Source organism: Dermatophilus sp. B7861-1 (assembly GCF_058996045.1).
Map to the genome: position 1 here is coordinate 240311 of NZ_CM180082.1, position 18388 is coordinate 258698.

Below are 18388 nucleotides of genomic sequence, written 5' to 3' on the forward strand. Positions count from 1 at the left end.
TGCTGACTTCATGTGTTGGGCCCGTGACCACACGGTCACGGGCCCAACACAGTGTTGAGTGTGGTTATTCGTTGTCGCCGCCGGTGGCGATGGTTGCCTCTACGGCTTGGCCGTCGGCTTGGTTTTGTGCATCTGGCCAGACCCATTGCGCGACTGCGGGGATGTCTTCGCCGTTGGCGTAGGCGTAGGCGCGGGCGTGGGTGCGAGCGTCGAACATGTACTGGCGTAGATTCGCGTACTTGGCTCCTAGGGATGGCACCTGGTCGATGACGTCCATGACAAGGTGGTAACGGTCGATGTCGTTACGCATTGCCATGTCGAATGGGGTTGTGGTGGTGCCTTCTTCTTTGAAGCCACGGACGTGGATGTTGGCGTGTCCGTGGCGGCGGTAGGTGAGTCGGTGGATGAGCCATGGGTAGCCGTGGTAGTTGAAGATAACCGGTTTGGTGGATGTGAAGTAGTTGTCGAATTCTCGGTTGGATAGGCCGTGGGGGTGTTCTTTTTCGTCTTGTAGACGCATCAGGTCTACGACGTTGACCACGCGTACTTTCAGGTCGGGGATGGCTTCGCGCAGGATCGATGCAGCGGCGAGTGTTTCTAGGGTGGGGACGTCGCCAGCGCAGGCGAGGACGACGTCGGGTTCTTCGCCGTCTACTTCGGTTCCTGCCCATTTCCAGATGCCGATGCCGCGGGTGCAGTGTTTCATTGCTTCGTCGGCAGAGAGGAAGTTCGGGGCGGGCTGTTTGCCTGCGACGACGACGTTTACGTACTGGTGTGAGCGCAGGCAGTGGGCCCAGGTGGATAGGAGGGTGTTGGTGTCCGGTGGGAGGTAGACGCGGATGATGTCGGATTTTTTGTTGACGACGTGGTCGATGAATCCGGGGTCTTGGTGGCTGAATCCGTTGTGGTCTTGGCGCCACACGTGGCTGGATAGTAGGTAGTTGAGTGAGGCGATGGGGGCACGCCACGGGATTTCGTTGGTGACTTTCAGCCATTTGGCGTGTTGGTTGAACATGGAGTCGATGATGTGGATGAAGGCTTCGTAGGAGCTCATCATGCCGTGTCGGCCGGTGAGGAGGTAGCCCTCGAGCCAGCCTTGGCATTGGTGTTCGGAGAGCATTTCCATGACGCGGCCAGCGCGGGAGAGGTGGTCATCGGAGTCGGTGTTGTAGTACTCAGCGTTCCACTGTTTGTCGGTGACTTCGTAGACGTCTTGGAGTCGGTTGGATGCGGTTTCGTCTGGTCCGAAGATGCGGAAGTTGTCCGGGTTCATTTTGATGACGTCGCGGAAGTATGTGCCGAGGCGACGGGTGGCTTCGGTCATGGGGGTTCCGGGGGTTTTGACGTCGATTGCATAGTCGCGCCAGTCGGGCAGTTTGAGGTCGCGTAGGACGAGTCCGCCGTTGGTGATGGGGTTGGCGGACATGCGCAGGTCGCCTTGGGGGGCCTGGTCTGCGATGTCGTCGATGAGTTTTCCGTTGCTGTCGAAGAGCTCGTCAGTGTTGTAGGAGGTGAGCCATTTTTCGAGGTCGTGGAGGTGCTCTTCGGTGTCGCGGGCCGAAGCCAGGGGTACTTGGTGGGCGCGCCAGGAGTCGGTGGAGCGTTTTCCATCGATTTCGGCTGGGCCGGTCCAGCCTTTGGGGGTGCGGAAGACGATCATGGGCCATAGGGGGCGTTCGGTGTTGCCTTCGGCTGCTTTGGCTTTGATGTCGGCGATTTCGTCGAGGCAGGTGTCGAGTAGTTCGGCGAATCGGCGGTGGGTGGTGATGGGGTCTTCGTCGTCGAATCCGCCGGTGAAGAAGTGGGGTTTGTGGCCGTAGCCGCGCATGAGGTCGCGGAGTTCGTCTTCAGGGATGCGGGCTAGGACGGTGGGGTTGGCGATTTTGTAGCCGTTGAGGTGTAGGACGGGTAGGACGACGCCGTCGGTGTTGGGGTTGATGAATTTGTTGGAGTGCCATGAGGTGGCCAGTGGTCCTGTTTCGGCTTCGCCGTCACCGACGACGGTGAATACGAGGAGGTCTTTGTTGTCGAAGGCGGCGCCGTAGGCGTGGGAGAGGGCGTAGCCAAGTTCGCCGCCTTCGTGGATGGAGCCTGGGGTTTCGGGTGCGACGTGGGAGGGGATGCCGCCGGGGAAAGAGAATTGTTTGAAGAGGCGCTGCATGCCTGCTTCGTCTTGTGTGATGTTGGGGTAGGTCTCGGTGTAGGTGCCTTCGAGGTAGGTGTTGGCGACGAGGCCGGGGCCGCCGTGGCCTGGGCCGGTGACGTATATGGCTGAGAGGGAGCGTTCTTTGATGGCGCGGTTCATGTGCGCGTAGAGGAAGTTCAGTCCGGGGGTGGTTCCCCAGTGGCCTAGGAGTCGGCGTTTGACGTCATCGCGGTGTAGTGGGCGGCGTAGGAGGGGGTTGTTGAGTAGGTAGATCTGTCCTACGGAGAGGTAGTTGGCTGCTCGCCACCATTTGTCGATGAGGTGGAGAGTATGTTCGGTGAGTTCGGGGGCTTGTGCTTGGGTGCGGGTGGGCCAGGTGTTGGTGGATGTTGTGGTCATTCGTGTCCTCGATCTTGGTGTGTATTTCGGTTCTTTTAAGTGTCGCGCAAATCGTCTTCTAATTCGATGGGGGTTTTATTATTCGCGCAATCTATTTGTCGACATGTGGGGTGTTGATTATGTTGTTGTTAACGTTTTCGCTGGTGTAGTAATCGTTTTAATTTTTTGGACAAACTTTGGACATTTGTTTGGGTCGGTCGTTTTGATTGGGTGTTTGCTATTCGTTTTTGAGGTGAGTGTGGTGAAGGTCTCCTTTGGGCGGGGGTTGTGTCGTAGCTGAGAATGTGAGTGTGTGTGCGCAGGCTTCTCGCCTGCGTGGATGCCTGTGCCTCGACCTGCATGTGCGAGACTTGGAAAGTGCACCTCGCCAGTGAATGGGCCCCCCCAAGCGGCCCGCAGTCAGCCCCTTCGCGGCGAGCTGTACTCATGGGAGGGGTGTCGGCGGCGGCTGCGGCTTTTGTAGGTAGGCCCGCCCCGGCTCTTGATCCGCCTGTGGTGAAGATTGAGCGAGGGACGCTGACGTCTAAGCATTGGCCAGGGCGTTCGATTAACTGGGTAGTGACTCGTCCGGAGGGTCCGTCGCATCTGGTGATTGCATTGCATTCTCTGGGTACGAGTGCGAACTGGTTTGTGGAGCGGTTGGATGCTCCAGGTGTTTCACGGCGTACTGGGTTGACGGTGGCGGCGGTTGATGGGGGGCGTCATTATTGGCACCGCCATAACAATGGTATTGACACTGCGGCAATGGTGGTGGACGATTTTCTGCCCTTGGTGGCTGCGTTAGGCCTGGATACGGACCGTTTTGCCTTGACTGGTGTGTCTATGGGTGGCTTTGGCGCGTTGCGTTTGGCTGCGCAGTTGGGGCCAACGCGGGTGATGGGGGTGGGGGTGGTTGCGCCTGCTCTGCGTCGCACGCCGCTAGAGAATCCCACGCTGATGTTTGATAACAAGCGTGCCTTTGAAGTGAATAATCCGTTCGGAAAGCTGGAGCAGTTGCGTGAGATTCCGTGCGCTATTGCTTGCGGTAAACAGGATGCATTTTATGCGGCTTCGAAGGCGATGGCTGCGGCGTTACCGGGAACACCAACTATTTTTGACAAGGGAGGTCACACCACGCGTTATGTGGCTTCGCATTGGGAACCGATCATGTACTGGCTTGCGTACCGTTGTGGCCCACCCCCGGAGCGTCCTTTCTTGGATCGTTTATTTGGATAATTTTCTTTTAGCTTTGTGTTGAATATTTTTGAGGGGCTAACACTTTTTAAGTGTTAGCCCCTCAAAAATATTCAACACAAATATGTAGAAAGAATCGCGGTGGTTACCCCTGAGCAGAAACTGCGTCGTGACGCTCGCTGGGGCAGGAAGGCGTTGTTGCCTCGGTAGGAGTGGTGTCGGTGTTTTTGGCGCCGCGTTCTGGGTTGCCAGCTAGTGGTTCACCGTTGGAGGGATCAGAGGCGAAGAGAACATTGAGCCAGCGCAGGTCTGGGTCGATGTCGATAAGGATCGTTTTGAGAAGCAGCGTTGCTGGTAGAGCGAGGATCGCTCCGAGAGGTCCTAGGGCCCAGCTCCAAAACAGCAGTGAAATGAGGGAGACGCTGGCGGTAACTCCAACAGAATCACCGGTGAACTTCGGCTGGATGACTGATTGCATCACGAAGTTAATGACGGAGAACGTGATGATAACGATGAGCGAGGTGAGAGGGTCATTGGCCAGGAGCGCCATGATGGCTGGTGGTACCAGGCCCATCACAAATCCGATGTTGGGAATGTAGTTGGTGAGGAATGTGAACAGGCCCCAGACCCATGGCAGGGGGACATCGAGGTAGAGCAGGACCGCAACGTTCATCGCCGAGACGATGAGGCCGAAGGTGGTTGAGACGATCCAGTAGCGGCGTACTCCTTGAGCGAAGTCCAAGAGCGCGTGGGTCAGGGAGGGTTTGGTGCGTAGCAGCATCGCTGCGCGGCGGTCTGTGCTCATCGAGTCGATGAGGCCTACAAAGATCACTGTCAGTAATACCGCGAAGGCGGAAAGGATGCCGGTGAGGCCACTGAGTGCGCTTTGGAGGACGGCGACTGCGTTGGAGGGTGATACCTGGCGCTGGAGGTCTTCGAGTTGCTCGATTACTTGTTGTTCGCTGATCCCCATGCCGCGGAGCCAGTCAATCATCTGAGAGTAGAGAAGAATGAATTGCCCTTGGTATTGAGGTATTTCGACGATAAAGCGTGCGGTTGCCCAGGCCAGTGAGCCGAAGAAAGCGATGAGGATCGCTGCGACGAGTAGGCCAGATACGAGTGCGCCGATAAGAGGTGGAAAGCCTCGTTTGTTGAGTCGTTGCTGTAGTGGGTAGACAACAACGAACAAGTTGATGGTCAGAAAGACTGGTCCTACAAGGCTTGATTGGGCATTGATGCCGAGCATGACGACCCAGATGGCGGCTAGTCCGCCAAGAATGAGCGCGAATTGTGGGATTGGTCGCGATCGGGTGTCTGGGTTGTTGCCGGGGCCGGAGTCGGCGGGGCTGGGGGTCGTCGACGCGCTGCTCACGCGTTCAACGTACACCGATATGGCTCCTGGGCGTCAGCCGTGGAGGAGCCATATCGGGGTGCGAAATTATGGCGTGAATAGGTCAGCGTTCGGTGCGTGGTTTCCAGGAACGTGCGGTCTCACCTGTGTAAATCTGGCGCGGCCGGTAGATGCGGCCTTTGGGGTCGTCGTGGATTTCTTTCCAGTTGGCGATCCATCCGGGCATGCGGCCTATGGCGAACATGACTGTGAACATTTCCAGGGGTATGCCCAGGGCTCGCAGAATAATGCCGGAGTAAAAGTCGACATTGGGGTAAAGCTTGCGCTCGATGAAGTAGTCGTCGTTGAGGGCTGCGTCAGCGAGTTCTTGAGCGATGTCGAGAAGATCATCTTTGATTTCGAGTTCGGAGAATAGGTCGTCTGCGGCCGAGCGCAGAATTTTCGATCGCGGGTCAAAGTTGCGGTAAACGCGGTGACCGAACCCTTGAAGTTTGACGCCGTCTTCTTTGTTTTTGACTTTCTTTACGTACTCGGAGACTGCGATGTCGCGTTCTTTGATCTCTTCGAGCATATTGATGACGGCCATGTTGGCGCCGCCGTGGCGGGGGCCCCACAGCGCTGAGACGCCTGCAGAGGCTGAGGCGAAGATGTTGGCCTGGCTGGAGGCGACCATGCGGACGGTGGAGGTGGAGCAGTTTTGCTCATGGTCGGCGTGCAGCACAAGGAACAGGTTGAGCGCGCGGGACATAGCGGGGGTGCACTCGAATTGCTTGTAGGGCACGGAGAACATCATGTGCATGAAGTTCTCGACGTATTTGAGGTTGTAGCGGGGGTAGGCGATGGGTTCGCCGATGCTTGACTTGTAGGCAGCGGCGGCGATGGTGCGGACTTTGGAGATGAGGACGGCTGCAGCGGTTTCGATGCTGCTTTCGTCGTTGGCTTCCATTACTTCGGGTTCATGGGCTGAAAGCGTTTGGATCATGGCCGAGAGGATGGCCATGGGATGTGCTTTTGGAGGAAAGCCATCGAAGTGTTTTTTCATGTTCTCGTCGATCATGGCGTTTTCGGCGAGAAGGTCGCTAAAGCGATCACGTTGCTCGATGGTGGGGAGTTCACCGAAGATGACGAGCCAGGCTGTTTCGACGAAGGAGCTTCCTTCGGCGAGTTCTTCAATGGGGTAGCCGCGGTATCGGAGAATGCCTGCTTCGCCATCGATGTAGGTAATCGCGGATTTGGTGGATCCGGTGTTGCCATATCCATCGTCGAGGGTGATGTAGCCGGTTTCGGTACGGAGTTTCGAGATGTCGATAGCGTGTTCGTTCTCGGTGCCCACCACGATGGGTAGTTCATAGGTGGATCCGTCCAGGTCCAGGCGAGCCACATTGCTCATCTGATTCTCCTCGTCGTTGAGATGTCTTTCGACATCGTATGGCGTGATGCGTTTCACAGCATTGTGTTACGAGTTTTTCTTTTTCATGTTTGTCGGTTTCTCAGGAGGTAATAAGCAAGGGGTGCTAATGCGGTGATGAATGCAGGAATGGGAAGACCAACGGCGACGAGAAGTCCGGGCAAAAGAAGAGTGTCGTAGCCGCGGGCGATGAGAGCTAAAAGTCCTAAGGGAATTACGCCCATAGGGGTGGAGGCCATAGCTGATGAGGCGGAACGGATGTCACGGGGTTGGGCGGATCGGACAGCTCCAGCTAGTGCCGCTGTGATGAGGATGGGCCAGGTCAGGGGGTGTACTCGGGCCAAGATGAGGGCGATGAATGACCAGGTAGCTGCGATCGCGGTGGGGGCGGCTAGGAGGGTGAGTCGGGCTTTGAGCGGGGTGAAGGGCAGGCTTCGGCGGATGGAGTCCGAGCGGGCGTAGTTGGTGTATCCGTCGGTGAAGGTAGCGGTGACGTAGTAGCCGACGATGAGTGCGGCCCACCATCCTCCAGTGGTGCCTAGAACTGCGGATGCTGTGGCGGGCAGTGGAATTGCGCACAGGACAGCGAGGATGCTGAATCCGTCGCGGCGGACGCGGCGGATATCTGTTTCTAGCAGTGCACCCAGGCCGCGGCGGCGGGTGGGGGTGGAGTGTAGGCGACGGCGGGTGGCTGGGCGGGTGATGGCGCGTAGCGGGGTGGAGTCGAGCATGACAGTGGAGACGCTGAGTGCGTCAACGAAATCGCCTCCACGGGCGAGTGCTCCTACGGATAGGTGACGTGCGGAGGCTCGCATGGGTTGTTCTAGGCGCCACATGATGAGGATGAGTATGACCGTGGTGAGCAGGTCCAGGGCTGGTCCCCATGTGTTGGTGGGGGCGGCGTACAGCTCAGCGACGGTGGACCATCCAGGAAGGATGCCCAGGGTAAGGGTGAGTGAGGCAATGGCGATGAGGACTTTCCCGGCAAGGCGTGCGATGTCTTCGCTACCGGGGCGGTGTTGCCCGACGGCGAGGATTTTGGTGAGGGTCAGCCCGCCAGCGAATCCTAGGGCAGTTGAGGTGAGGATACGGATGGGGCCGTGGCCGGTGAGAGAGACAGCGAACCCTAGGGCGACTGCGCCGATGATGCCGCAAGCGGTACCGATGGCGCGGTAGGAACCGCGGGTGAGGGTGGCACGGTCGGCCGGGGAGGTAAGCAGCCAGCTGCGCAGGGGGTGTGATGCGCCGAGGGGGCCTGCGGCGGTGGCTAGGAGGACGCTGGTGCCGGTGGCGAGGAGAATGATGCCGGTTGCGAGGAAGGGGGGTGAGGCGATGAAGTCGGATTGGGATAGTCCTGCGCCAGCGCCGCGGATAAGCGCCCAGAGGAAGATGGCGGTCATGACCAGCAGGAGAGTGACTAGGTGTAGTCCGCTCCAGGGGCCAATGTCGCCGCGAGTGAAGGTGGTATCGATTTGGGCTGATCGCAGGGTGATGAGGGCCTCGTGAGCGAGGTCTTCGGATGCGGTGCGGTCGATGGGTGGTTGGGTACGGGTTTTGGTGGGCGGGTTTTCGGTGCTCATGCGGGTGGTTTCAGAGGTGGCGCAGGTGGATACGGCGGGCGGAGATAGCTGCGGCGAGTTCGCTGGAGTGTGTAGACATCAGGACCGAGCAGCCTTCTTTGGCGAGTTTGTTTAGGTGGGCTCCCAGCCAGATACGTCCGGCAGTGTCCAGGCGTTGTTCTGGTTCATCGAGGATGAGTAGGTCGAAGGGGCGTACCAGGGTGGTGGCTAGGCCTAGGCGGCGGCGTTGTCCGGAAGAAAGGGTGTCGGGGATTTGATCGGCGACGTCAGCAAGTCCGAGTGTGCGTAGGGCGGTATCGACGATGTCTGTTTCAACGGAGCCGTGGGCGCGGGCCAGAAGGTCGAGGTGTTCCCACACAGTGACGTCGGAGAAGAAGGCCATGTCGTCGAGGATGGCGGCGACGCGGCGGCGGACTTGGGGGTCGGTTTCGTGCATGGGTTCGCCGTCGAGGAAGACATCGCCGGAGTCGGGTTCTTCAGCACCCATGAGACAGCGTAGGAGGGTGGTCTTTCCAACACCGTTGGGGCCGAAGATGGAGACGATTTCGCCTTCGTGGACGTCCAGATCCACGCCGGAGAAGACGGCGCGCCCGTCAAACGATTTCGACAATTGGCGCACCATGAGGCGCGGGTAGGAAGCGGTCACGTCTGTCAGCGTAATCGGCAGCGCGCTCCGGGTGTTGTTGGTCAGGGCCGGTGGAATTGGTGTTCAGGTGGTGGTGGGCGGGGTTTCGTGGCAGGGCAGGGAGGTGGGCAGGTGGAGCGTGTCTTAGGTATGTTCCGCACTGTGGTCGTGGGTGTCTCGCACAGTGGATGATGTGGTTTGTGTGGGCCTAGTGTGGGGGTATGCGAGTTGGAGTTTTCGGAGCTACTGGTCAGGTCGGCGGGGTTATGCGAGCCCTGCTGGAAGAACGCGAATTCCCCGTCGATGAAGTGCGTTTCTTTGCCTCATCGCGTTCGGCCGGAACAACACTGCCGTGGAAAGGCACAGATGTAGTAGTCGAAGACATGGCCACAGCCGACTTTGCCGGTATCGACCTGGCTCTGTTCTCTGCTGGTGGCCAAGCCAGCCGCGAGTACGCCCCTAAGGTCGCTGCCGCCGGCGCTGTCGTGATCGACAACTCCAGTGCCTGGCGCAAAGACCCCGACGTCCCACTCGTCGTCGCCGAGGTCAATCCCGACGACCTGTGCGACATCCCCAAAGGCATCGTCGCCAATCCGAACTGCACCACCATGGCCGCAATGCCTGCCCTGAAAGTCCTGCACGACGAGGCCGAGCTAACCGAACTGCGGGTGGCTTCCTACCAGGCAGTCTCTGGTTCCGGTGGCAAAGGTCTCGAAGAACTCGACAGCCAAATCCGTGCTGCCTACGCCTGCGGAGACCCCAAGCAGCTCGCTCTGCACGGTGACGCTCTGACCCTGCCCAGCCCCAACGTCTATAAAGTTCCGGTGGCGTTCAACGTCGTCGCCATCGCGGGCAGCCTCGTTGACGATGGCACCGGCGAAACCGACGAAGAGCAAAAACTACGTAACGAGTCCCGCAAAATCCTGCACATCCCCCACCTGCGCGCTTCTGCCACCTGCGTACGCGTCCCGGTGTTTACCGGCCACGGCCTAGCCGTCAATGCCACCTTCGCCCGCGACATCACTCCCCAGCGCGCGTTGGAACTGCTCAACACCGCTGAAGGCGTCACCATCAGCGAGGTCCCCAACCCCCTCGAAGCAGCCGGCGCCGACGACGTTTTTGTCGGCCGTGTCCGCGCAGACCAGGCAGCACCAGAGGGCAAAGGCCTTGAAATGTTCATCGTCGCCGACAACCTCCGCAAAGGCGCAGCGCTCAACGCTGTCCAGGTCGCCGAAGCCTGGCTCACCCGCCGCTGACCGACCTCTTGAGAGGCGGTGCACCGGCTAACCCACGCGCCGGTGCACCGCCTCACCCATACCCGCCCACCAAGGAGAATCCGTGGCCATCGACCTCACCAGCCAATACGACGCCATTACCACTGACCAGATCCGCAGCTGGGGCACCGCGAAATGGATGAAAAAACCTGGTGCGCTCGCCGCGTGGATCGCCGAGATGGATTTCCCGCTGTGTGAGCCGGTCCGCGCCGCTGTCACTGATCTGGTCAACACCGGCGCACTTGGATACTCACCGGACAGCGACAACACACAGCTAGCCCGTGCCTACACCGATTTCTCAAAACGTCATTGGGGCTGGGCCCCGGAGCCTGGAAGCGTCCACCCCATTCCGGATGTCTTGGCTGGACTGGTTGCCGTCATTGAGGCTTACACCACCCCCGGCACCCCCGTCATCGTTCCCACTCCGGCATACATGCCGTTCTTGACTTTGCCCACCTACTTTGACCGGGATGTCATCCAAGTCCCCTTAAGCTGTGATGACTTTGGCTATTACACCTATGACCTAGATGCGCTCGCCGCTGCTTTTGAGCAGGGTGCCGAGCTGCTTGTTCTGTGCAATCCGCACAACCCTGTTGGGCGTGTCCTCACCCGTGGTGAGCTTTTGGCCATCGCCGATGTCGTTGAAGCCAAGGGTGGTCTTGTCTTCGCTGACGAGATCCATGCACCTATCGTTTATCCGGGGCACAGCCACATCCCGTACGCATCACTGGATGAGCGCACTGCTGCGCACAGCATCACCGCTATTTCTGCGAGTAAATCGTTCAACCTTGCTGGGCTCAAATGTGCACAGATCATTCTCACTAACCCTGACCATCATGCTGCGTGGGAGAAAGCCAGCCGCTGGATTTGGGCTTCGCGACCGGGAATTTTCGCCAACATCGCTGCCTATGACCAGGGTGATGAATGGCTTGAAGGTCTTGTTTCCTACCTGGATCGTAACCGTCGGCGCCTAGTTGAACTTGTCGAGGAAAAACTTCCGGGTGTGCGTTACCGCATGCCTGAAGGTACCTTCCTGGCTTTGCTGGATTTCCGCGGTGTGCGTGGCGGTGCAGGTCTGGGGGATGACCCCACTCACATCATTGAGGAAAAGAGCAATGTCGTGCTGAACGCTGGGCCTGATCTCGGGGCCGCAGCTGTGGGGATGGCCCGCATCAACATCGCCACCCCCTTGCCGGTGCTTGAAGAAGTCGTTGCTGCCATCGCGAAAGCTCTCTAAACGCCCTGTCTGCGCGGAGCGTTTCGTGAAGTGTCTCCGCGCAGGCAAGCTGTATGCAGCTGTTATTAGCCCGGCTGTACCACTGAACTGGCAGACTGCCGAAGAAGACTGTCTGGTACACGAAAACGCTGGCTCAGCAGGAGGCGGATATGACGGGGCGCACAGACATGAACATGGTGGAAACCCTTGTGGCTAAAGGGGTTACGATTCCCCATCCCGCCATGGTCACCATTGATGCGGATGTGGATCCGGACCGTATCAGTGGTGAGCGGGTCATCATCCACCCTGGAGCTCGTATCCGGGGGGCTCGTACTGTCATCAGTTCTGGGGCCGAGCTGGGACGGGAAGGCCCAGTGACGGTAGAGGATTGCATCATTGGTCCCGATGTACAGCTCAAAGGTGGATATGCGGCTAAGGCAGTGTTCCTCCAGGGTGCCAATCTTGGTTTGGGTCACCACGTCCGGGAGGGTTCGATCCTTGAAGAGCAAGCAGGTGGGGCTCACACGGTGGGGTTGAAACAAACCATCCTGTTCCCATTTGTCACGCTGGGCAGCCTTATCAACATGTGTGACTGCCTCATGGCGGGGGGAACAAGTCGCAAGAATCACAGTGAGGTTGGCTCTAGCTATATCCATTTCAACTTCACCCCGACAGGGGATAAAGCGACGCCATCGATGTTCGGAGATGTCGCGCGGGGAGTGATGTTGCGTGAACGTCCCATTTTTTTGGGTGGCCAGGGCGGCACGGTAGGCCCTGCTCGGGTTGCGTACGGCACGGTGGTAGGTGCTGGAGAGATTTTGCGGCAGGACGTAAATGAAGAGAATCAGCTGTTTATCCCAGGGGCAGCGCCGTCGGTGCGGCGTGATTTCTCGCCCGAGCAGATCCGGGGCGCAGCACGATTGGCGGCCCGCAACGTGGAGTATCTAGCTGCTCTTGATGCCTTGGAAGAGTGGTATCGGCAGGCTCGTGCACCATTTTTCGCGGCGGTGGAGTTGGGCGATCTTGTTTTGGAGGGGGCACTGGGCGCTCTTGCCTCTGCTCGACAGGAACGAGCAAAACGATTGTCAACCTTGCTGAGCAAGCTCACAGCCTCCTGCGGTGTAGAGGCAGATTTGTTTACGGCCCGTGAGCGTTTGTGTGTGCCTGATTGTGGTGGTGCCGCGGGAGCAACGCTGCCTGCTGCGCCGGAAATGGTGTTGTCTGCTTTAGGGCAGGCAGCTGAGGAAGGCACGTCGTATGTCCAGGCGGTGCAGGACTTGTCTGCGCAGGAGGTTCAGGCGGGCACCGCCTGGCTGGAGGAGGTGGGGGCTGTGCGGTTGGCGGCTGCGTGTGCGTTGGTTCCTGACCTGCCTGTCGCTGCGGTGCGGTGATCAGACTGTTCTCAGATCGGGAATTGTCTGGTGTGCCTACTGCTGGCAGCGGTAGGCACACCAGGATGTGGTTAGAGATAGGCGTCGAGAACTTTTTGTGAGAAGGAGGGCCAGGAATCGCTGGCCCAGGTGCCAAAGTCGCGGTCGCAGAGGAAAACACATCCGAGCTGGGCATCGGGGTCGATCCAGCAGAAGCTGCCGGACATGCCGAAGTGTCCGAAGGTGCTTGGGGAGTTGCCCGGTGCTGTCCAGTGAGGGGTTTTGTGGCCGCGGATCTCACAGCCGTATCCCCACAGGTTGGGGCGTTGACGACCGAATCCGGGAAGTACTCCGCCCAGGTCGGGGTAGGTGGGGGTGGAGGCTAGTCGCACGACTTCGGGTAGGAGGAGTTTGGGGGCCAGTAGTTCGACGGCGAGTGCGGCCAGGTCACTGATAGTGCTGGTCATGCCGCGGGAGGCTGGTCCTTCGAGACGTGCGCTGTCCATGTCGAGAAGGTCCAAGACGCGGTCATGGACGTGTTCGGTGAAGCTGGTTCCGGTGACCTCGGCGAGGTGCTGGGCGGCAACATCGGTGTTGATGTTGGAGTAGACGCGTTGGGTGCCGGGTTTGGCGATGGTTTTGGTGGAGTCGAAGGTGTACCCCGAGGTGTGTGCCAGGAGGTGACCGAGGGTGGAGCCTTCAGGGCCGAGTGGGTCGTTGAGGGATACGAGTCCTTCCAAGCAGGCGTCGAGGATGGTGCAGGCGGAAACGATTTTGGTGACGGAAGCCCAGTTGTAGCGTTCGCCTGTGTCGCTGATGTTGATGATGCCTTCGGGGCCGATGACCGCGGCTGCAGCCGAGTTGACGGGCAGTTCGGCAAGCGCGACGGTCAGGTCGAGGCGGTTGGGCATAGGTGCTCCTGTCACGGGTGGGTGGGGTTGTCTTGAGTGTGGCATGTGGGTTGTTGAGTGTGTGGCGGTGAGATGTTGCGTCAGTGCGGTTGGGTTCTGCGTATGGTCAGGGTGAGCGCCTAGGGTGGTTCTGTGGTGGTTTCTTTGGGCGTGGGGGCTGCTCGGCCCTCTTTGATTGCAACAGATTTGGATGGAACCTTGCTGGATGAGCGGGGCCGGGTGTCCGTGCGCACCAAAAGGGCGCTGCAGGGGGTGTGGGAGGCGGGGATACGCACGGTGTTTGTGACTGCTCGTCCTCCTCGATGGCTGGTTCCGTTGGAAGAGGCAGTTGATGGACATGGGGTGGTGATCTGCGCTAATGGTGCGTTTGTGTATCAGGTCGCGGATCGGCAGATGCTGTGGTCACGCGGTATTGATTGTGCGTTGGTGGTGCAGTTGGCTTCTGAGTTGCGGTCGTTGTTACCGGGGGCTGGGTTTGCTGCTGAGCGCACCACGGGTGCGTATGTGGATGAGGTGTTTGCTGAGCTGGCTTCGGGTGATGCGTTGGCTGTCAGCGCGGGGGATGGGTTGTGTGTGTATGAGCAGGTGGGTCCGATCGATGAGGTGGATGGGGTGGTGGGGAAGTTGTTGGTGAGGGCGGCTGTGCTAGAGCAACCTGGGGCGTGTGAGGAGGTGGTTGAGCAGATTGCACGGTTGGTGGGCTCTCGTGCGCAGGTGGCGTTTTCGGGTGCGTTGGGGTTGGCTGAGATTGGGCCTGCGGGGGTGACGAAAGCTTCTACCTTGGCGCAGTGGTGCGCGCAGGAGGGGATTTTTCCTGAGCAGGTGTGGGCGTTTGGGGATATGCCGAATGATTTACCGATGTTGGAGTGGGCTGGGCGCTCGTTTGCGGTGGCGAATGCGCATCCGAGTGTGCGGGCGTTGGCGCACATGACGGTGGGTGCTCACGATGCTGATGGGGTGGCTGAGGTGTTGGAGTCGCTGGTGCAGTGACGCTGTTCATCAGGGGGTGTGTTGAGGGTGAGGGTCGTTTGTGAGCTGGTGAGCGCGAGGATCGGGGGGGGAATGAATGAAAAAGGTCCTGCCCGCGTTGTTGCGCGGGCAGGACCGGGGCAGCGCTGGAGGTGTGTGGTGGGTCAGTCTTCGTTGTCGGGATCGTCGGTGACGCGGTTGATTTCTGGAGTGCCTTCGGCGGGAGCCTTGGCGTGCATTGCTCGGGCCATGATGCGTAGGGAGATCCCTGCGAGTACGGCAGCAGCGAGGGTGCCAAGGAGCACAGCGATGCGAGCACCGTCGGCCAGTGGCGTTCCAGCGGGAAAGGACAGCTCAGCGATGAGCAAGGAGACGGTAAACCCGATGCCGGTGAGGAACCCGACAGGGATCATGTGCCGCATAGCTAGACCGCTGGGCAAAGCCAGGGGGGTGAAAGCTGTGAAGATCCAGGTGGTTCCCAGTACGCCGATGAACTTCCCAATAACTAGACCGGCGGCTACGCCGATGACGACGGGCTGTCCAAGCACTGCGCCGGGGCCGCCTCCCTCGACGAGGGTCACACCAGCGGAGAAGAACGCGAAAATGGGCAGGATCAAACCGTTGGCGAAGGGGTTCAGTATTGCGTTGTAGTGGTGAGTACGGGCGTGGTGTTCACCGTGTACTCGCAACGCCGGAACCATGAAACCGAGAAGAACGCCAGCGATGGTGGCGTGAATGCCTGAAGCGTGCATTGAGGCCCACGCGATCACAGCGAAGGGGATCATCAACCACCATTGCGGGCGGCGAGAACGCACCACTAGCGCGAATGCGATGATTGCCAGTGCGGCTACGGCGAGCCACATCGCGTGAATTTCTGCGGTGTAGAACAACGCGATAACAATGATGGCTAGCAGGTCATCAACCACGGCGAGTGTGAGCAGGAATAGACGCAGCCCGGATGGCAAACCGCGACCAAACAGGGCGAGCACTCCGACAGCAAATGCGATGTCGGTAGCTGTGGGGATGGCCCAGCCGCCGGCTGCAGCTGGTTGCCCCAGGTTTGTGACAGCGAGGAAGAACAGCACAGCTGGGACAACCATGCCACCAACGGCAGCGAGCATGGGCAGTGCAGCTTGAGCGGGGGAGCGCAGCGATCCTGTGACGAATTCCTGCTTGAGCTCTAACCCCACAGTGAAAAAGAAAATGGCCAGCAAACCGTCGGCAGCCCACGCGGCCAGGGAAAGGTTCAGATGCAGCGACTCAGGACCAATGGTGAACTCGGCCAGAGAGTGATAGGTGCTGCGCAGTGGGCTGTTAGCCCATATGAGTGCTAATGCTGCGGCAACGATAAGGAGAATGCCAGCGCTGGTGTCTCGGGTGACCCAATCGCGGATGCGGGTAAGGGCGCTCGCAGGCGCGGCGGGGGTTTCGGGCACAGAGCAGCTCCGTTCGTTTTTGAAGGCCACCGTCAGATTGCGGGGGTCCTTGCCGACCAGACTTCCCGGCACACCGTCTTCCAGAGTACCGGGAACGGGTATAGCTGTGTTAACGGTCACATACGTGACTGTTCATAAGCTCTAACGATTTTTTCGTAGAACGGTCGGTGTCCTGGCGGATATCTCGCCATGACACCGACCGTCGTGATTGTGCTGCGTGTGCTGGGTGAACGCGTGAAAAATGAACCGGGTGGTTCTTCGTTTCTTTTAGGCCTGAGCGGGGAATCGCTCCCAGACACGGTGCTGAGCGAGCAGGCTAGCTAGTTCGTTGATCGCTTCGGCAGCGTTGTTACTGGCCACGATCCCTGGTGAAGAGGTGTCGATGCCAGCTGCGGTAAGAGCTGCTTTACCGCTGGGTAGATAGGCCACTGCCTTGCAATGGCGGTGCATCTCCTCCAACAGCAGAATCAGTTTCGGGTCGGTGGTTAGGTTCGTTTCCCCTGGGCGAGTCTGGGCTTGCGCGGGGGCGATGCTGGATACCAGCAGTACAGCGTCGAATTCGATCGATCGGGTGGCCAGTAGGGTGCGGTCCACGGTGATGTCTTTACCGAGGGTGCCGCCGTGGCCGGCCAGGACAAATGGCGTCATTGCGCTCTCGTGTACTGCTTGAATGGCTTCTTTGACTGCGGCTGGGTCGGCGGCATCATCTGCGACGATGCCGATTTTGCGGCCTGTGACGGGGTAACTCTTTTCGTTGATCTGCCGCAGTGAAGAGCTGGGCTTCATGTCTTTGACGTCGGCTTTTGTGGGTGCGGGCACTTCCATGCCTAGTCCGGCGGCGACGTGTTCGGCTAGCCCTGTATCGATGAGGGCCAGATGAGCTAGCTGACGTTCGCGAATGGGTGTTTCGAAGCATTTGCTGAGCTCAAACGTGTACGCCTGGGTCAGGTGTTGCTGTTCGATGGGTGTCAGGCTCCGGTAGAACAGGCGAGCTTGAGTGAAGTGGTCATCGAAGGAAGCCGACAGCTCACGTACTTTGGCTCCGTGGACACTGGTGGGTACTTCGATGAAGGGGTGCTCTGCCTCGGAGGTGTGTGCGGGGTTTCCTGCGTCAATGGAGTTGGGGCGGTAGGGGGCTTGTCCAGTGTGTACGCCGTGTTGGTGGAATCCATCTCGCAGCATGTCGTTGACGGGGCAGTGTGGCCGGTTGATCGGTATCTGGGTGAAGTTAGGGCCACCGAGCCGGGTGAGCTGGGTGTCTTGATAGCTGAAGAGACGACCTTGCAGCAGTGGATCGTTGGTTACATCGATTCCAGGAACGAGGTGGCCGGGGTTGAACATGACTTGTTCGGTTTCGGCGAAGTAGTTCGTGGGATTGGCGTTGAGGGTCATTTTTCCTAGTGGCTGGATGGGGCACAGCTCTTCGGGAATGAACTTTGTTGGATCCAGCAGGTCGATGCCTTCGAACATTTCGTCTTCAGTGTCGGGCATCACTTGCACGCCGAGCTCCCACTGCGGGAATGCGCCTGCTTCGATTGCATCGGCGAGGTCGCGGCGGTGGAAGTCGGGATCGTTTCCTTGGGTGAGTTGGGCTTCTTCCCACAGTTGTGAGTGGACGCCAGCAGTTGGTTTCCAGTGCCATTTGACTAGGCAAGTTTTACCTTCGGCGTTGGTAAGCCGGAAGGTGTGGATACCGAAGCCTTCCATCGTTCGGTACGACAGCGGGATGCCGCGGTCGCTCATGTTCCACATGGTGTGGGCTTGTGCTTCGGTGTGCAGGGAGACGAAGTCCCAGAAGGTGTCGTGTGCGCTTTGTGCTTGGGGGATTTCTCGGTCTGGGTGGGGTTTTCCTGCGTGGATGAGGTCGGGGAATTTAATTGCATCTTGGATGAAAAAGATGGGCATGTTGTTGCCGACGAGGTCGAAATTTCCCTCTTCGGTGTAGAACTTCGTTGCGAATCCGCGGGTGTCGCGGACAGTGTCTGCTGATCCGCGGGAGCCAAGCACGGTGGAGAACCTGACGAATACGGGAGTTTTCGCATGTGTGGCAAGGGATTTCGCCGTCGTGATCTTCTCAGCCGTGCCGTAAGACTCGAAGATGCCGTGGGCGGCTGCGCCGCGAGCGTGGACCGCTCGCTCAGGAATGCGTTCGTGGTCAAAGTGGCTGATTTTTTCGCGGAAGTGTTGGTCTTGGACCAGGAGAGGGCCGCGGGGGCCAGCTTTGAGGCTGTGGTCGGTATCGCGTAGGCGGGTGCCGGTCTGGGTGGTCAGGTATGAGCCTGATTGGGCGCGTGCGGTGTTATCAGCGCCGGTGGGGGTGCCGGTTGCGGTGACTGTTTCGGGTGCGTTTTGGTCGGGGTTGGGAGCTGGGGGAGCAACGGGGGTTGTTGGTTCTTCTACGGTGGGTGCAGGGTTTTTGTGGGGGTTTTTTGTGGGCGCGTTGTCGTCGAACATGATGTTCCTTTCCGCGGGGGAGATGCTTCGCCCGGGTTCGAACGATGCTCTTGGCCATCACGATGCCTTCTTTGAT

General features: G+C 59.2%; 13 protein-coding genes. 5 read left to right on the top strand and 8 right to left on the bottom strand.

The window, feature by feature from the left end:
* Positions 1 to 64 precede the first annotated feature (64 nt).
* Complete coding sequence (locus AC2T9U_RS01010) at positions 65 to 2545, bottom strand: phosphoketolase family protein (protein ID WP_115031624.1); 2481 nt, start codon at positions 2543 to 2545, stop codon at positions 65 to 67.
* Between the two features lie 426 nt (positions 2546 to 2971).
* On the opposite strand from AC2T9U_RS01010, the gene AC2T9U_RS01015 reads away from it, so the two are divergent.
* The gene (locus tag AC2T9U_RS01015) at positions 2972 to 3760 is read left to right on the top strand and encodes an alpha/beta hydrolase (RefSeq protein ID WP_493696331.1); all 789 of its coding nucleotides are present in this window, start codon (positions 2972 to 2974) and stop codon (positions 3758 to 3760) included.
* A 103-nt stretch (positions 3761 to 3863) separates the two neighbouring features.
* Here AC2T9U_RS01015 and AC2T9U_RS01020 read toward each other — a convergent pair whose 3' ends face one another.
* The 4 genes from AC2T9U_RS01020 to ccmA all read right to left on the bottom strand — a co-directional run bounded on the left by AC2T9U_RS01020 (position 3864) and on the right by ccmA (position 8703).
* Positions 3864 to 5090, bottom strand: a complete 1227-nt coding sequence (locus tag AC2T9U_RS01020) for an AI-2E family transporter (protein ID WP_493696332.1) — start codon at positions 5088 to 5090, stop codon at positions 3864 to 3866.
* An 82-nt stretch (positions 5091 to 5172) separates the two neighbouring features.
* Positions 5173 to 6459: a citrate synthase gene (locus AC2T9U_RS01025; protein WP_208304011.1), complete on the bottom strand. Its 1287-nt coding sequence runs from the start codon at positions 6457 to 6459 to the stop codon at positions 5173 to 5175.
* A gap of 83 nt (positions 6460 to 6542) precedes the next feature.
* Complete coding sequence (locus AC2T9U_RS01030; RefSeq protein WP_208304010.1) at positions 6543 to 8057, bottom strand: DUF6297 family protein; 1515 nt, start codon at positions 8055 to 8057, stop codon at positions 6543 to 6545.
* A 10-nt stretch (positions 8058 to 8067) separates the two neighbouring features.
* The gene (gene ccmA / locus AC2T9U_RS01035) at positions 8068 to 8703 is read right to left on the bottom strand and encodes a heme ABC exporter ATP-binding protein CcmA (RefSeq protein WP_493696333.1); all 636 of its coding nucleotides are present in this window, start codon (positions 8701 to 8703) and stop codon (positions 8068 to 8070) included.
* Between the two features lie 200 nt (positions 8704 to 8903).
* Here ccmA and AC2T9U_RS01040 point away from each other — a divergent pair, with 200 nt between their 5' ends.
* The 3 genes from AC2T9U_RS01040 (at position 8904) to AC2T9U_RS01050 (ending at position 12563) form a co-directional block, all read left to right on the top strand.
* The gene (locus AC2T9U_RS01040; RefSeq protein WP_115031614.1) at positions 8904 to 9938 is read left to right on the top strand and encodes an aspartate-semialdehyde dehydrogenase; all 1035 of its coding nucleotides are present in this window, start codon (positions 8904 to 8906) and stop codon (positions 9936 to 9938) included.
* An 82-nt stretch (positions 9939 to 10020) separates the two neighbouring features.
* Complete coding sequence (locus tag AC2T9U_RS01045) at positions 10021 to 11193, top strand: MalY/PatB family protein (protein WP_493696334.1); 1173 nt, start codon at positions 10021 to 10023, stop codon at positions 11191 to 11193.
* A 149-nt stretch (positions 11194 to 11342) separates the two neighbouring features.
* Positions 11343 to 12563 (top strand): UDP-N-acetylglucosamine pyrophosphorylase, encoded by a 1221-nt coding sequence (locus AC2T9U_RS01050; RefSeq protein ID WP_493696335.1) that lies wholly within the window; start codon positions 11343 to 11345, stop codon positions 12561 to 12563.
* Positions 12564 to 12634: 71 nt separating this feature from the next.
* Here the strand turns inward: AC2T9U_RS01050 and AC2T9U_RS01055 are convergent, their stop codons facing one another.
* On the bottom strand, positions 12635 to 13453 hold the full coding sequence (locus AC2T9U_RS01055) for a serine hydrolase domain-containing protein (protein WP_115031612.1): 819 nt from the start codon (positions 13451 to 13453) through the stop codon (positions 12635 to 12637).
* A 132-nt stretch (positions 13454 to 13585) separates the two neighbouring features.
* Between AC2T9U_RS01055 and AC2T9U_RS01060 the strand changes: the two genes are divergently transcribed.
* Positions 13586 to 14443 (top strand): HAD family hydrolase, encoded by an 858-nt coding sequence (locus AC2T9U_RS01060; RefSeq protein WP_493696336.1) that lies wholly within the window; start codon positions 13586 to 13588, stop codon positions 14441 to 14443.
* Between the two features lie 143 nt (positions 14444 to 14586).
* Here the strand turns inward: AC2T9U_RS01060 and nhaA are convergent, their stop codons facing one another.
* A complete protein-coding gene (nhaA, locus tag AC2T9U_RS01065; protein WP_493696337.1) occupies positions 14587 to 15978 on the bottom strand; it encodes a Na+/H+ antiporter NhaA in 1392 nt (463 codons plus the stop codon).
* Between the two features lie 147 nt (positions 15979 to 16125).
* Positions 16126 to 18312, bottom strand: a complete 2187-nt coding sequence (locus AC2T9U_RS01070; protein ID WP_493696338.1) for a catalase — start codon at positions 18310 to 18312, stop codon at positions 16126 to 16128.
* Positions 18313 to 18388 lie beyond the last annotated feature (76 nt).

What these genes read in the sequence shown, in the direction of transcription:
- AC2T9U_RS01010 (WP_115031624.1), bottom strand. Translation starts at nt 2,545, where the DNA reads ATGACCACAACATCCACCAACACCTGGCCCACCCGCACCCAAGCACAA.
- AC2T9U_RS01015 (WP_493696331.1), top strand. Translation starts at nt 2,972, where the DNA reads ATGGGAGGGGTGTCGGCGGCGGCTGCGGCTTTTGTAGGTAGGCCCGCC.
- AC2T9U_RS01025 (WP_208304011.1), bottom strand. Translation starts at nt 6,459, where the DNA reads ATGAGCAATGTGGCTCGCCTGGACCTGGACGGATCCACCTATGAACTA.
- AC2T9U_RS01030 (WP_208304010.1), bottom strand. Translation starts at nt 8,057, where the DNA reads ATGAGCACCGAAAACCCGCCCACCAAAACCCGTACCCAACCACCCATC.
- AC2T9U_RS01040 (WP_115031614.1), top strand. Translation starts at nt 8,904, where the DNA reads ATGCGAGTTGGAGTTTTCGGAGCTACTGGTCAGGTCGGCGGGGTTATG.
- AC2T9U_RS01050 (WP_493696335.1), top strand. Translation starts at nt 11,343, where the DNA reads ATGACGGGGCGCACAGACATGAACATGGTGGAAACCCTTGTGGCTAAA.
- AC2T9U_RS01055 (WP_115031612.1), bottom strand. Translation starts at nt 13,453, where the DNA reads ATGCCCAACCGCCTCGACCTGACCGTCGCGCTTGCCGAACTGCCCGTC.
- AC2T9U_RS01070 (WP_493696338.1), bottom strand. Translation starts at nt 18,312, where the DNA reads ATGTTCGACGACAACGCGCCCACAAAAAACCCCCACAAAAACCCTGCA.